The organism is Spirosoma sp. KCTC 42546 (assembly GCF_006965485.1).
Classification (GTDB): Bacteria; Bacteroidota; Bacteroidia; order Cytophagales; family Spirosomataceae; genus Spirosoma.
In genome coordinates, this window is sequence record NZ_CP041360.1 from 65,270 (window position 1) to 81,038 (window position 15,769).

Annotated in this window: 10 protein-coding genes; 4 read left to right on the top strand and 6 right to left on the bottom strand. The window is 48.3% G+C overall.

All coding sequences use genetic code 11. From position 1 onward, the window contains the following. Positions 1–10 precede the first annotated feature (10 nt). On the bottom strand, positions 11–1,570 hold the full coding sequence (locus tag EXU85_RS00280) for an oligosaccharide flippase family protein (protein ID WP_142770166.1): 1,560 nt from the start codon (positions 1,568–1,570) through the stop codon (positions 11–13). A gap of 161 nt (positions 1,571–1,731) precedes the next feature. Between EXU85_RS00280 and purH the strand changes: the two genes are divergently transcribed. The 3 genes from purH to gatC all read left to right on the top strand — a co-directional run bounded on the left by purH (position 1,732) and on the right by gatC (position 4,431). Continuing rightward, positions 1,732–3,276, top strand: a complete 1,545-nt coding sequence (gene purH, locus EXU85_RS00285) for a bifunctional phosphoribosylaminoimidazolecarboxamide formyltransferase/IMP cyclohydrolase (RefSeq protein WP_142770167.1) — start codon at positions 1,732–1,734, stop codon at positions 3,274–3,276. Positions 3,277–3,379: 103 nt separating this feature from the next. After that, on the top strand, positions 3,380–4,111 hold the full coding sequence (locus tag EXU85_RS00290; RefSeq protein WP_142770168.1) for a 1-acyl-sn-glycerol-3-phosphate acyltransferase: 732 nt from the start codon (positions 3,380–3,382) through the stop codon (positions 4,109–4,111). Between the two features lie 32 nt (positions 4,112–4,143). Further along, entirely contained in the window at positions 4,144–4,431 is a 288-nt protein-coding gene (gene gatC, locus EXU85_RS00295) for an Asp-tRNA(Asn)/Glu-tRNA(Gln) amidotransferase subunit GatC (protein ID WP_142770169.1), read from the top strand. A gap of 9 nt (positions 4,432–4,440) precedes the next feature. Here the strand turns inward: gatC and EXU85_RS00300 are convergent, their stop codons facing one another. From EXU85_RS00300 to EXU85_RS00320, 5 genes are all read right to left on the bottom strand, one after another. Beyond that, a complete protein-coding gene (locus EXU85_RS00300) occupies positions 4,441–4,842 on the bottom strand; it encodes a multidrug efflux SMR transporter (RefSeq protein WP_246859377.1) in 402 nt (133 codons plus the stop codon). A 213-nt stretch (positions 4,843–5,055) separates the two neighbouring features. Continuing rightward, entirely contained in the window at positions 5,056–6,558 is a 1,503-nt protein-coding gene (locus EXU85_RS00305) for a DUF1501 domain-containing protein (RefSeq protein ID WP_142770170.1), read from the bottom strand. Between the two features lie 81 nt (positions 6,559–6,639). Continuing rightward, on the bottom strand, positions 6,640–9,414 hold the full coding sequence (locus EXU85_RS00310) for a DUF1553 domain-containing protein (protein WP_142770171.1): 2,775 nt from the start codon (positions 9,412–9,414) through the stop codon (positions 6,640–6,642). 125 nt (positions 9,415–9,539) lie between these two features. Further along, the gene (locus EXU85_RS00315; RefSeq protein ID WP_142770172.1) at positions 9,540–11,924 is read right to left on the bottom strand and encodes a sialate O-acetylesterase; all 2,385 of its coding nucleotides are present in this window, start codon (positions 11,922–11,924) and stop codon (positions 9,540–9,542) included. A 100-nt stretch (positions 11,925–12,024) separates the two neighbouring features. Then, a complete protein-coding gene (locus EXU85_RS00320; protein WP_142770173.1) occupies positions 12,025–15,003 on the bottom strand; it encodes an excinuclease ABC subunit UvrA in 2,979 nt (992 codons plus the stop codon). Positions 15,004–15,139: 136 nt separating this feature from the next. Between EXU85_RS00320 and EXU85_RS00325 the strand changes: the two genes are divergently transcribed. Then, the gene (locus EXU85_RS00325; protein ID WP_142770174.1) at positions 15,140–15,769 is read left to right on the top strand and encodes an MgtC/SapB family protein; all 630 of its coding nucleotides are present in this window, start codon (positions 15,140–15,142) and stop codon (positions 15,767–15,769) included.

The following is a 15,769-nucleotide window of genomic DNA, read 5'->3' on the forward strand; positions in this document are numbered from 1 at the left end:
CATAGTTAGTCTACGGATTGACCCCCGCAGGTTTATTTTTACGGTTTCGGAAGCGAACTAGTGCTGGCTGAAAGGTATCTCGTTCAACGAAAATCACTATACCCAAAAAGAGACCGAATAAAGCCATGTGTACAGGCACCGCGACCCAAAGGTTGGGGATCGGAAATTGCCAGGATGCATAAATCAGTAGACCCGCGCCAAGCAGGTAGCCAATTGCCGAAAGAACATGATAAGGAACGGGATAATACTTCTCGCCCAACCAATAACATAGTACCATCATAACCAGGCTGGATATTGAAAAGGCCACTGCACAGCCCATATAGCCAATAATTGGGATGAGAAGCAGATTGAGGCCAATGGTTACGCCTGTTCCAATAACGGTAATAAGGGTGCCATAGCTCGTTTTGTCGCTCAATTTGAACCAGAAGGAAATATTATAATAAACGCCCAGCAACAGGTTACCCAACAAGAGTAATGGAACTACATCTAACCCAACACGGTACGCCTTCGACCGTAAAAATAGTTGGCCAAGCAGATCAAGGTTCAGGCTCACGCCAACCCAGATCAGCACGCAAACGATAATAAACCATTTTGTAACATTGGCCAGTAAGGTTGGTGCGTTTTTGTCTTCGGCCTGCGAGAAAAAGAAAGGATCGGCGGCAAACTTGAACGATTGAATCGCTAACGCCATAAAAACGGACAATTTGAGGCAGTTACCGTAAATGCCCAATACCGCTTCGGACGATAGACCTGGATAAAAACCCGGTGGCAGCAAATGACGAAGAAACAGTCGGTCGGTGAGTAAATTAAGTACGCTTGCCAGATTGGTAAGCATAATTGGGAACGCGTAAACGATCAAAGCTCGGCTCTGTGATCCATTAAGTTGGAATTGGAAGCCTGAAAATGCTTTCCGGATGATAATAAAGTAAAGGGCATTGCCGATTAGGTTGGCTAAAAAGGTGTAGCCCGGCCCTATTTTCGGGCTGTAAATCAAATCAGCCAGGGGCTGTAATGATGTGAGGTATTTGCCTTCGTAAATGTCTTTGGCAAAAATCAGAAAGAAGACATTTAACGCAACCACAATAACAATGTTCGTGATTTTTGCCCCAACAAACTCACGGGCTCGGTTCTCAACCCGCAACCGGGCAAATGGAATCGCCACGATGGCATCAATGGCAACTAATAACGCCGACCACTGGATAAATCGCTCCTGACCAGGGTAGTTGAGCCAATTGGTTATTGGTGTTGCCAGACTGAACAGGACGATAGAGGACGATACACTGATGCAGATAACAATACTTAGTGATTGGTTGAAAATGCGGTTCTTTTCTTCGACAGGTTGGTTTTTGGAACGAGCAATAAATCGGAAAAACGCGGTTTCCAACCCCAGAGTGTACACAACGAGCAAGACACCAATCCAACCATAAAGCTCAACGTTTGAGGCCATGGCAGCTGGTTTAGCAAATGCATAGGTTTGAATAGGTACCAGCGCGTAGTTGAGTAACCGACCCAGAATTGTACTAATGCCGTAGAGCGCCGTGTCGCCCGCTAATTTTTTAAATGTACCCATTGATAAAAGAATGTCCGGCCAGTAGTAGCCTGCCTTGTTCGGGCAGACAAAGTTAAGACCTTTGGTTATCTTTGCACTTCCAGTCGAAACAGGCTACCGGCTGTTTCGCGTAACTTGCACTTATTCTACTGAAACAGCCGGAGCCTGTTTCGGCCAAGTCCATGTCTCTCAAAATCTCCTCTGCGCTGATTTCCGTTTTTTATAAAGACGGTCTCGAGCCTCTGGTTCGTTTGTTAAACGAACAGAACGTCAAAATTTATTCGACGGGCGGCACCCAGGCATTTATTGAACAACTCGGTATCCCGGTTACGGCCGTTGAAGATATCACCGGCTATCCGTCTATTTTTGGTGGGCGTGTTAAAACGTTGCACCCAGGTGTAATGGGCGGTATCCTGTATCGTCGTGACGTACCCGAAGACCTTGCACAGGCTGAGCGTCACCAGATTCCACCGATCGATCTAGTCGTTGTCGATTTATATCCTTTTGAGGAAACGGTGGCATCAGGTGCTTTGGATGAGGACGTTATTGAGAAAATTGACATTGGCGGTATTTCGCTCATTCGGGCTGCTGCCAAGAATTACAACGATGTGCTGATTGTATCATCGCGCAGTCAATATGCTGAAGTTGTAGCGTTGTTGAGCGAGAAAAATGGCGCTACTGACATTAAGGATCGCCGGGAATATGCGGGTAAAGCGTTCGCGGTTACGTCGCACTATGATTCGGCCATTCAGTCTTATTTTGCCGGAACTACACAACGTGCGGGCACAACCGGGCCCATTTATGATTTCAAAACCCTCCCACCCAATCACCTGCGCTATGGCGAAAATCCGCATCAGCAGGCAACGTTTTACGGTGACCTGGAGGCTATGTTCGATAAGCTCCATGGTAAGGAGTTGTCTTATAATAACCTCGTGGATGTTGATGCCTGCGTGAGTTTGATTGATGAATTTTCTCATGATGAAGCCAAGGCGTTTGCCATCATAAAACATACCAATGCCTGCGGGATTGCTACCGCTCCAACAAGTAAAGGGGCATATCTAAGTGCACTCGCCTGCGATCCGGTATCGGCTTTTGGCGGTGTGGTAATCACCAACGTGCCGGTTGATCTGGAAACCGCCGAAGAACTGAATAAGCTCTTCATGGAAATTCTGATTGCGCCCGATTATGCACCCGAAGCACTGAGCCTGCTCAAGTCGAAAAAGAACCGAATATTGCTCAAACGCAACGCTGTGGCACTACCCACGGTCATGTTCAAAACGATTTTGAACGGAGTATTAGAGCAGGATAAGGACAACCAGACCGAAACAACCGACCAATTCAAGGTTGTTACGCAGAAAGCTCCAACCGATAGTGAAAACCGAGCTCTGGAATTTGCTTTGAAAGTGTGTAAGCACACGAAGTCAAACACAATCGTTCTGGCGAAAGAAGGTCAGCTTTTAGCTAGTGGTGTTGGGCAAACGTCACGCGTGGATGCGTTGAAGCAAGCGATTGAAAAAGCACACTCGTTTGGATTCGATCTGAATGGGTCGGTTATGGCTTCAGATGCATTTTTCCCGTTCCCGGACTGTGTTGAAATTGCGGGTCAGGCGGGAATTACGGCGGTTGTACAACCCGGCGGCTCTATTCGCGATCAGGATTCGATTGATTATTGCAATCAGAACGGTCTGGCCATGGTCACGACTGGGGTAAGGCATTTTAAACACTGACTTTTTTGTCATGCTGAGGAACGAAGCATCTTAAGGCGTCAAAACTTGAGAGTCAACTTACATTAAGATACTTCGTTCCTCAGCATGACAAAAACTAGACTTTATGCGACTCCTTTACACAATCTGGTGCGCTATTTGTTTGATAGTGCTGTACATCGTGCTGTTCCCGTTCCAGTTTGTGTTTTTGCAACGCGACTCATGGAAACCCATCGCCCATAAAATCAACTCAATCTGGGGGATGTTGTTTTTTGTCGGAATAGGGATTCCGGTTCGGATTGATCGCCGGTTTCGACCCGATCCTGACCGAACCTATGTATTCTGCGCGAACCATTTTTCGTATCTGGACATAGCCGTAATGGGCGTGGTTGTGAAAAACTACTACGCGTTCGTTGGTAAAAGCGACGTGAAGCATATTCCCCTGTTGGGCTATATGTTCGCTAAGTTGCACGTTCAGGTGGACCGAAGCCAGCCGAACAGTCGGGCTTATTCATTAGCTAAATCGATTCGGACGTTGGCATCGGGACGGAGCATTATGATTTTTCCGGAAGGAGGCATCAAAGCTCCCGAACCACCCCAGATGGTACCTTTTAAAGACGGTGCGTTTACGATGGCCATTCAGCAACAAGTACCGATTGTGCCGGTTTCGCTGCTGAATAATTATCAGATTCTACCTGATAAAAGTCCGGTTCGGTTTCATTGGCATCCGCTTCGGGCCGTTATTCATCCCCCTATCGAAACAAAAGGGATGACATCAGACGACATAGAACGCTTAAAAGAAGAAACGTATAAAATTATAAACGCTGAATTAATGAGCGGAAAGAAAGTAGTGGCTTAACATTCGCTCTTTCAGTCATTCGCTCTTTCGCTATGAAAGTAGATCACGAAACATTGCAGAAAATTGCCCATCTGGCCCGGCTGGACGTAAAACCAGAAGAGGAAGCCGATCTGCTCAACAGTCTGAATGGCGTATTGACCTGGATGGAGCAACTCAACGAAATTGACACCACGGGCGTTGAACCGTTAACGCATATTTCAATGGAAACTAATGTGTTGCGTGACGATGTGGTAGGTAATCAATTGTCTCGCGAACGGGCGCTTTCCAATGCTCCTCAGCACGACGAGCAGTTTTTTGAAGTCCCTAAGGTGTTGGAATAGAAGAAATAATTAGGGGTTAACATCGGCTGGACCGACCATCCGTAGGCCAATAATGCCTACGGTAATCAGGAGAATAAAAAATAATTCACCCCACGACCAGCTGATCTTCAGCCAGATCACATCGGCCGCTTTGATAAATACCAGTGAGACGGCCATCCAGACCGCAAAAGCGGTTGTTGTGGATATGGTGCGCATGGCAGCTGCCAGCATTACTGTATTAACTATACCGAAAACAACATAGGCTATCCAGGGTAGCAAGGCAGGCATTCCCCCATCGAGTCGGTAAAATGTGGTCCAGCGAAGGGCTTTCAAATCATCCCATCGCATATATTTGAGCGAATACGTCCAGGCCATTTCGCAGGCTGCTGCACCAAATAGATACAGCCACGATAGGATATTTTGCTTTATCACGGCTTTTTCTAAAAAGGCGAAAGAAACGAGTATTCATCCCTGAATCCAACCGTCTCTGGTTAACAAATTGTTTCTATTTTACCATAACAGTTAAGAATGGAATTTGTCTAAAAACCCGTTGTAAGAGCCTAATAATGCGCATAAAATGAATCATTTATTGCATAAAAAAGGACCGAGGTTAGCTCGGTCCTTTTTTAGTATTGGCTAAGGTAGTTACGCCAAGATAGGTTTTACAATCTTGCCCGCCACGTCTGTCAATCTAAAGGGACGGCCCTGGAACTGGTAGGTAAGTTTTGTATGGTCGAAGCCGAGCAAATGTAAAATAGTGGCCTGAAGGTCGTGGACGTGTACTTTATCTTTTACCCCATAATAGCCAATATCGTCGGTTTCACCATAGGAGAATCCTTTTTTAACGCCACCGCCCGCCATCCAAACCGTAAAGGCATCAAGATGGTGATCGCGTCCCATGAAAGGAAGCACCTGCCCGTCGCGATTTTCCTGCATGGGTGTTCTGCCAAACTCGCCCCCCCAAACTACCAGCGTATCATCTAACAAGCCCCGCTGCTTGAGGTCTTGCAGTAGCGCAACAACAGCTTGGTCTGATTCTTTACACTTTGTGTGAAGACCAATGTCAATTGAGCCGTCGGCACTGGTGCCGTGGGTATCCCAACCCCAGTCAAAAAGCTGTACAAACCGTACTCCACGTTCAACCAGCCGACGGGCCAACAGGCAGTTCCGGGCAAACGAGCCTTTGTTTGGATCGACGCCGTAACTTTCCAGAATATACTGTGGCTCGCTCTTAATGTCCATTGCATCAGGTACGGACATTTGCATCCGAAACGCTAATTCGTATTGGGCAATACGGGTCAGGATTTCGGGATCTTTAACATCGTCGTACTGCTGTTGATTGATCTGGCTGATGGCGTCGATGGTTTGCTTCCGAACATCCCGGTTCATGCCACTAGGATCTGATGCGTACAGCACCGGATCGCCATCGGTACGGCATTGAACACCCTGATACACCGTTGGTAAAAAGCCACTGCCCCAGATGGACTTACCTGCATCGGGCTGTTTGCCGCCCGATGCCAAGACGATATAACCCGGCAGATTATCGTTTTCAGTGCCAAGCCCATACGTTACCCAAGATCCCATACTTGGGCGACCCAGCCGGGCACTTCCCGTATGCATAAGCAACTGGGCAGGCGCATGGTTAAACTGGTCGGTGTGCATGGCTTTCAGGAAGGTGATATCGTCTACAACACCCTGCAAATGGGGCAAATAGTCAGACACCCACGCACCCGATTGCCCGTGTTGGGCGAATTTGCCCTGTGGGCCCAGCATTTTCGGAACCCCCCGAATAAAGGCAAACTTTTTGCCTTCGAGCAATTCCTGCGGACAGTCTTTACCATTATACTTAGCTAGTTCAGGCTTATAGTCGAACAACTCCAACTGACTCGGCGACCCAGCCATATGGATGTAAATGACCCGTTGTGCTTTGGGTAAGAACTGCGATGGGTGAGGGGCTGTCGGTTCTCCAGAAGGCAAAGCACTCCCAACGGTATTATTTTGAGGGTCGTTTTTCCCGAAAAAGCCGCAGCTTTCTAAAACAGAGCTAAGTGCCATAGCACCCAGTCCTGTTGAACAGGTATGCAGAAAATGCCGCCTTGTTTCGCGTTCGGCCGCTGCCTGTTGGAGTTCCTGAAGGAGTTTGTTCATTGTGTAATGCGGGTGGAAACCCGCTTTTTGTCACTATGAAATGTAAAAGTGGGTTTCCACCGCACGGACCGCCCGCGTTGCTTATTCTTTCGTAATCACTTCATCCAGATTCAACATCGTATTGGCCGTTACGGTTAAAGCGGCTAACTCAGGCGAAACCTTTTTACAATCGAAGCCCAGTCGATCTAGTAAGTTCTCTGCTTCACCGGGTTTCTGGCGGTAGTATTGCTCGGTATTTTGGTAAAGCCGAAGCAGTACGGCCAGCTTTTTCTGATGTAGGTCGCGGAGCATAACTCGCCGGAAACCGGCTTGAATCTGTCGTTCTGGCGATGAACCATGAGCCTGCATGAAGTCCGCTAAATTCTGGGCGGCTTCAACATAAACAGGGTCGTTGAGGGTCACTAAAGCCTGTAAAGGCGTATTAGTCCGAAGTCGGCGTAGTTGACAGAATTCCCGACTGGGGCTATCGAACGTTACCATCGACGGATAAGGTGCGGTTCGTTTCCAGTAGGTGTACAAAGCGCGTCGGTGCAGGTCTTCTCCCGTGCTTTGTTTCCAGCTTTCGCCATCGTAGGGCGACTGCCAGATGCCGTCGGGCTGCATGGGCATTACGCTGGGCCCGTATAATTTACGGCTCAACAGGCCACTCACGGCTAGGGCCTGATCGTGTACCGCTTCGGAAGATAAACGAACGCGTGGCCCACGAGCCAATAGTTTGTTATAAGGGTCTTTGGCGATCAGTTCCGGCGAAGCATTCGATTGTTGCCGATACGTAGCCGACATCACCATCCTTTTTAAGAGTTTTTTTACACTCCACTGGTCTGTTTCCATGAACTCTACCGCCAAATAGTCGAGTAGTTCCTGATGGGTGGGTTGAATGCCCTGCGTACCCATATCTTCCACGGTTTCAACAATACCCGTACCGAACAGCTGTTCCCAAAACCGGTTCACGGCCACGCGCGCCGTTAGCGGGTGCTCCCGACTCACCATCCAGCGGGCCAGACCAAGTCGGTTTTTAGGCTGGTTAGGGTCCATGGCTGGGAATGATTTTGGTACATCAGGGGTCACCTGTTTTCCCTTCACCATCCAATTGCCTCGTTCAAAAACGTGTGTTTGCCGGGCCAGATCGCCCGAACCATCGAGCATAATTGGCGTTTGCTCCGTGTCTGTATTCAGAAGGTCCAACAGCACTTTAGATTTCTCCCCAATAGCGTTCTGTGGCTGACCGGGTAGGACAGCAACAAAAGCCACCCACTTTATCTGCACCCAGTCTTTTGGTTTTTCGGGACTATTCAGCGATAGATACAAACTATGCCGTCCCTGAATAGGTGGCAGCAGAATCATCTGAACGGTATCTTTCCCCGGCTTGGGTGTGGGAAATTGCGCTAGAACAGGACCATCCAGCTTATCCTGGTGAAGTGTAACTGTAGCATTGGTTGCTTTTGTACCCCATTTTAGTAGTAGTCGTGGTCGTCCGGTTAGCGTTACGTTTTTGATCCGGCATGAGCCTTTATCCTGAAAACCAAAATACTTCGCATCAAGAAGAGACGCATTCACATATTGATCGAAATCGTGCGAATTAATTTTAGGCTCAACCGTTCGAACCAGATGGGTAAACTGATTGATGCTGGCCTTGGCTTGTTGCGGATTACGGAGGGTACTGGCTATGTAGTGTTGTAAACCAACAAGTTTGAGTGAGTCGGCGGGTTTGTAAAAGCGGAGTGTTGGGGTGTCGCTCGTTACATCTTCGTCGCGGGTATTGTTGAAAAACGCGAGGTATTTGTAATATTCGTCGTGCGTAAATGGGTCGTAAGGGTGACTATGGCATTGGATGCAGGCAAAAGTTGTTCCCCCAAATACATCCCAGGTTGTGTTCACCCGGTCGATCACGGCCGCCGTGCGAAACTCTTCGTCCTGCGTTCCGCCCTCGTCATTCGTCATGGTATTGCGATGGAAGCCCGTTGCAATGAGCTGATCATCAGTAGGATCGGGTAACAAATCGCCCGCCAGTTGCTCAATCGTGAATTGATCGAAGGGTTTGTCCTGATTAAAGGCTTTGATGAGCCAATCCCGATAGCGCCATATTTTACGGCCTGGATCGCGTTCATACCCTTTGGTATCGGCGTAACGGGCCAAATCAAGCCACATACCAGTCCAGCGTTCGCCGTAAGCCGGTGACTTAAGCAGCCGGTCAACAACTTTTTCGTAGGCATCCGGCGATTTATCACCCAAAAAATCGGCTACTTCCTTTTCGGTAGGTGGGAGGCCTGTCAGGTCAAGCGATACCCGCCGGATCAACGTTGCCCGATCGGCTTCGGGAGAGGGTTTTAAGCCATCCTGTTTCAGTTTATCAAGAATAAAATTGTCGATTTCATTCGTTGCCCAATCGGTTTCATCATTTGCTGAGATACCCAGCCGACTCAAAAACGTACCAATTGCGGGAACAGCTGGTTTTTGAACAGGTTGGTACGCCCAATGGTCACCCCACTCGGCTCCCTGGTCAATCCATTTTCGAAGTAGATCGATTTCGTCGGGTTTCAGAGCCGGATGATCGAGTGGCATTCGTTCGTCAGGGTCGGTCAGCGTAAGCCGACGGATCATTTCACTGGCATCGGCATCGCCGGGAACAATGGCGAGTTTACCCGATTTGGCTGGAGCAAGGGCTTCCTGCTTAAACAGGAGCGAAAAGCCGGCTGCTTTTTTTACGCCCCCGTGACAGATAATGCAGTTTTTGTTGAGTAAAGGCTTAATTTGGGTATTGTAGTCCACTCGCTTCTCGAAAATTCCGAGAAATGATGAAAGTAGTAAGGCCATTGCCAAGCCTGCCACGCCAACAAGTATCCATTGAGTTCTCATAAAATTGATACAGGCACATCGCCAGCTACTAAAAGCAGATGAACTCGTTTTTGTACTAGTCAACTCACTGAGGAATGTAATTTTAACGAAGAATTAGCCTAAACCGTTCAGGTTGAGCGGCTACGTTACCGCACACGGACGTCTACCTGAGCTGTATCATCTTCGCCATTCGTAGTGCCGTTTCCTGGAACGGAGTCTGGGTCAGATGTTGTAGCAGCCACAATCTGGGCTGTGCACACTCCTCGCCCAACAGCTGTTGCTGTTGCTCGAAAAATCAACGTAAAGCTACTGCCAGCAGGCAAACTGCTTATACCACTTGTAGGATTGCCGCCTGATAAACCAAAGTCGTCACCCGGTAAGAATGCCTGGCCAGCAGGCAAGTAAGCCGTTATACTTAATCCCGTTGCCGATAAACCGCCTTGATTGGTAATAGTCAGTGAGTAACTAATCACTTCATTCAATCTTGGGGTTCGATTATTGACCGACAGGCGTATGCTCACATCGGCTTTGGCGGGGTCGGGTACAGGCTGATTGCTAATGACATTAGGTAATGGAACCTGATTTGGGTTAGGGGACACGAACACAGAGCCACCAACCTGACGGGTTCGGAAGTCTACCTGAGCAGCATCATCCTGACCATCGCCTGTACCAGAATTGGGCTGGCTATCAGGATCGTTGGACGTAGCCTGCGAAATTTCCGCTGCGTTTTGGTAGGTGCCGCTAGCCGTTGGCTGAGCCACAAAACTCAGTGATTGCGTGGTGCCCGCCGGTATATTCATGACCGAACTGGTCAGTACGGAGCCATTAGCCGAAAAATTTGCGGATGATACAAAGGTTAAATTAGTTGGCAACCGATTTTTAACCAGTACATTAGTTGCCTGTCCTGGTCCATTATTACGAACGAGTAAACTGATTGTAACAGGTGTATTCAGGTCTGGCGTTCGTTGCGAAACAGCCATCTCCAGGCTCAAATCTGCCTGCGTTTGGGTGGTTATCTGAAATAGGTTGGACGGTACGGCGGGTATAGCCGGTGATGTCGATACGACCCGAATCTGAAAATGCCCACTTTGCAAATTGCTGGGCAATGTTACCTGAATCGGGCTGGTGGAGCCGCTACCCAGAACACTTTTATATTGCCCCAGCGAATCGAGCAGTTGCACCTGCCATTGGTTACCTGAATTGAATGTGCCGAGCGTAACGAAGGATACCGCTACTGTAGAGCCGGGTAGTACATAATTCGCCAGATTTCCCGTAGCTGCAAATTGAATGGGTGTAATTGGCTGTGCGTTCTGAAAAAATGCATTGTTCAGACTATTATTCCAGTTGCGGGCAAATCGAGACAAACCCATGGTCAGAGGAACTGAAGCTGGGTTCAGGTAATATTGCGGATGGGGAGAAGGACGACTGCTGTTACGAAAGTGTACATCATTTGTCCCTGCATTTCGGAGTTGGATTGTATCATTGTAGGGCCCCTGAAACACGTTTAAACCCGACGTATTAATGACCTGCTGTTGCTTCATGATTACATCAGGCCGTGTTACACTCCCGTCAAAAGAAACACGGGCTACCATCCAGGGTAGATTCCGCCCTCCAAAATCCTGTCGTGACTTTTGAATAAGATTGGTTAAATTAGTTGCGTATGCAGGAATACTACCAGATGATAGATCGCCATATTCTGCTTCTCCCTGATGCCAAAGCACTGCCCGAGCTCCCGACACGGACAGATAATACTGCATTACATTTTTAAGATTTGTGTATGGTTGCAGATTAGGCCAGTTCCCGCTGTCGCAATTATACCGATTGCAGGTTGGAATGCCGTTGGCCGAGTTAATCCAGTTTTCTATCGTTGAGCCGTCCCAGCCTGTCACATAGAAGGCCACCGGAACATTGTACCGATTGACAATGTAATCACCTAATTCACCCCAGCCCCATGAACTCTCGGCCATAGGAAATACACGTCGTTTGGCCGTAAGGGCTTTAAAGACTGGCACTGGAGAAGGATCACCCGATGAGAAAAGGGCAACATTACCCGGCGGATAGTAATGATTGATGGAATCAATAGCGTTGACCCGGTCAGTATTTGTACCAAGGTCATTATCGCCAATGCCCAAACCTCGTGCGTTTGATTGACCAGCTGTAACAAACACTTCGCCAATGCCAACTGGCTGCACGGTGGCTTGTGCTGTTACAACATTGTTTACAATGCTCCTCACTGTAAGTACATACCAGCCGCCAGTGCCAGTTATGTACCCCAGAAAAAGATTATTGGCCGGATTGGTCTGCACGGTTTGCCAGGCCGTTGTTGTGCCCTGCCCTGCTGCAACTGGTGTTAACTGGGCTTCTACCCGATCAACTGTGCTTGTTAACCTGCCTGCTATATAAAGGCGTCCGTTGCCGTCTGCCCCACGTTGCACCACAAGGCGCGACATAGGGTGCGAAATCTGGAGTTGGGCTACACCCAACAACGGAGATAAAATTAGGAGTAAAGCCCATTTAAGAAATGTGGACATGAAGCAACAGGTACATTTACTGCTGCGAAATTACGGGAAAGTTCGTTTGTAGCCTAGAACTACATTTTTGATACCCTAAAGCTCTAGGCCACAATAGATATTAAACTTTCCCCTTCAGATACTCCGCCGTATAATTCCCATCAGTCAGTTTTACCATTTCTTCGGGAGTGCCGGTAAAGGTCACGTAGCCACCTGTTTCGCCACCTTCCGGGCCGAGGTCAATAATGTGGTCGGCATTTTTGATGACTTCCATATTATGCTCGATGATGATGACCGAATCTCCCTGATCGACCAGCGCGTTGATGGCAGAAAGCAATTTACGGATGTCATGGAAGTGCAGACCCGTAGTGGGCTCGTCAAAAATGAATAGGGTACCGCCTTTGTTTGGATTTCCTTTTCCTAAGAACGATGCCAGTTTAACACGCTGGGCCTCACCGCCAGAAAGTGTATTTGCCGATTGCCCCAGCCCAATATAACCCAGGCCTACATCCTGTAGCGGTTGTAGTTTATCAGCCATTTTAGGCTCGAATGTTCGGAAGAAGTCAATAGCTTCATCAACCGTCATAGCCAGAATATCCGACACGTTTTTGTCGTGCAACGTTACTTCCAGGACTTCCTGCTTGAACCGTTTTCCGCCACAACCTTCGCACTTGAGATAAATGTCGGCCATGAACTGCATCTCGATCTTCACTTCGCCTTCGCCCTGACACACCTCACAGCGGCCACCATCCACGTTGAACGAGAAATGGCTCGGTTTATACCCCCGCGATTTTGATACTGGCTGATCGGCCATCACCTGTCGCAGATAATCATAGGCTTTGATATAGGTAACTGGATTCGAACGGCTCGATTTGCCAATCGGATTCTGGTCAATCATTTCAATAGCCGCAATCCGGTCAAGTGAACCCGTCAGGGCATCATATTTACCTGCTTCTTCGGCTGCGTCGCCTTTTTGCCGCATCAGCGCTGGATACAGCACTTTCCGGATCAGTGTACTTTTACCCGACCCTGATACGCCCGTTACAACTGTTAGCGTATTAAGCGGGAAGCGTACATCTACGTCCTTAAGGTTGTTTTCCCGCGCGCCTTTCAGTTCAATAAAGTTGGTTGCTTTCCTTCGAAAAGTAGGCACAGGTACGATCTCGCGGCCTGTGAGGAAGTCGAGGGTGTGGGACTGAAATGGATAATGATTAATGGCTAATGGATAATGCTCGGAGTCTGATGGTCTATTATCTGACGCCCCCTGTTCATTATTCATTAGCCATTTTGCATTATCAACTTCATCCCACGTTCCCTGAAATACCAGATGGCCGCCTAGTGAACCGGCATCAGGACCAATGTCGATGAGCTGGTCGGCGGCCCGCATCACTTCTTCTTCGTGTTCAACCACAATGACTGTATTGCCCATATCACGTAGCGATTCCAGGACACTGACCAGGCGTTTCGTGTCGCGGGGATGCAGACCAATACTGGGCTCATCCAGAATATACATGGAGCCAACCAGTGCTGAACCCAGTGAAGTAGCCAGCTTGATGCGTTGATATTCACCACCCGAAAGTGTGTTGGTGAGTCGATTTAGGGTAAGGTAGCCCAGACCGACGCGTTCCATATAATCCAGGCGATTTCGAATTTCGATCAGTATCCGATTCGCAACCTGCTGCTGCGTTTGAGGAAGTTCGAGCGTCCGAAAAAAGGCTGTTACCTGCGTAATAGGCATCAGTACCAGATCGGTAATGGACTTACCAGCCACTTTTACGTAGCCCGCATCTTTGCGTAACCGTGATCCCCGGCATTCCGGACAGGTCGTTTTACCCCGATAGCGGGAGAGCATAACCCGATACTGTACTTTGAAGGTCTGACTTTCAACAAAGTCAAAGAAGGCGTTCAGCCCATCGAAATAGGTATTGCCCGTCCACAGCAATTCCTGTTCGGCGGGCGTGAGATCTTTGTACGGCCGGTGAATGGGGAAATCAAAACGAATCCCATTTTTAAGTAAAGGACGCAAAAACTCCTCGCTCATTTTCTCGCTTCGCCAGGGGGCAATGGCTCCTTCAAAAACAGAAAGGTTTTTATCGGGAATAACTAAATCAGGATCAATGCCCAGCACTTTCCCAAATCCATCGCACCGGCGGCAGGCACCATAGGGGTTGTTAAACGTGAACAGATTGACACTTGGCTCTTCAAAGACAATGCCATCCAACTCAAATTTATCGGAGAAGATGCGTGATTCCTTCCCAACTATATCGACCCGGCAACTGCCTTCTCCCTCGCTGAAAGCGGTTTGGACGGAGTCGGAGAATCGGTACTGGTTGTCTTCGTCAGGCTGACCGTTCTCGTCGTAAAGTACGGTTCCCCGGTCAACGAGGATTTCCAGATCGTTGGCAGAGAGTTGCTGCTCAACAAGCGTGTCCAGCGGCTGTTGTCCGTCAGTAGCAAACGCTAAAATATCCTCAATTTGTAGCACGTTGCCATCAGCAACAATACGGGTGTAGCCTTTTTGAAGCAGGATATTCAGCTCATACGCCAGTGTCCGGCCTTCGCGAACCCGCAACGGAGCCATAATCATGACCCGCTGACCCGCTTCGTAACCGTACATGTAATTGACAACATCCGTAACCGTATCTTTCCGAACTTCGTGGCCCGAAATAGGAGAATACGTAACGCCTGCCCGACCAAAAAGTAATTTCAGGTAGTCATAAATTTCGGTAGAAGTGCCTACGGTAGAGCGAGGGTTTCGGGTCGATACTTTTTGCTCGATGGCAATGGCTGGCGAAACCCCTTTTATATATTCGACTTCGGGTTTCTCCATCCGGCCCAAAAACTGCCGGGCATAACTGCTCAGACTTTCGACATACATGCGCTGGCCTTCAGCAAACAGGGTATCGAAAGCCAAAGAAGATTTGCCCGAACCCGATAAGCCAGTCAGGACAACTAATTTGTTGCGGGGTATGGCAACGTCAATTCCTTTTAGATTATGTACTTTCGCCCCTTTGATGATAATGAACTGTTTGGGGTCAAGATGGTCAACCGAACGCATCGGACTGGCCGTCTGGCGTTCTGTTTCCGTGATCTGGGTCATTCTATAGTATTGAGGGTAAACTCTATCTAAATTTTAACGGTTTATTTCGAAATATGGTTTCTCCTGGCAGCTTTTCTTCGCGGACAAATACAACGCTGTGCGGTTTCTGAGGGTCATCTAGTTGCTAACGAAACAAATGGATTTTGCAGAAGAAGACATTATTCGATTAAGTGCCGCGCTGGTTATTGGTGGGCTGATTGGGATTGAACGCGAGTATCACGGTAAGGCCGCTGGTTTTCGGACCATGATTATGATCTGTGTCGGCTCGGCTCTATTTACCATGGTCTCGGGCCGAATTGGTGGATCTGGAGATCGGATTGCGGCCAACATTGTTAATGGTATTGGCTTTCTGGGGGCTGGGATCATCTTTCGGGAAGATAGTCGTGTAAAAGGCCTTACTACGGCTGCAACGGTTTGGGCTGTATCTGCGTTAGGTATGTGCGTGGGCGCGGGTCATTATGATATTGCTATCGTTGGGTTCGTGTTTATTTTAGGCTCTCTGCTGTTATTGGTAGGATTTGCCAATCGGATTCAGAAAATGAACCAAACCCGCGACTATAAAATTGTGACAGCGTTCCATAATAAAACGCTGAATCAATACGAGACATTTTTCGAAGAATGCGGCCTGTCACCAACGCGAAGCCAGCAGCAACGCATTGGTACCGAAATTATTGGACACTGGCGTGTTGATGGTTCGGAGAAAAACCATGAAAAATGTATTAAACGTTTATTGAATGACCCTGAAGTAAAAGAATTTACGTTCTGA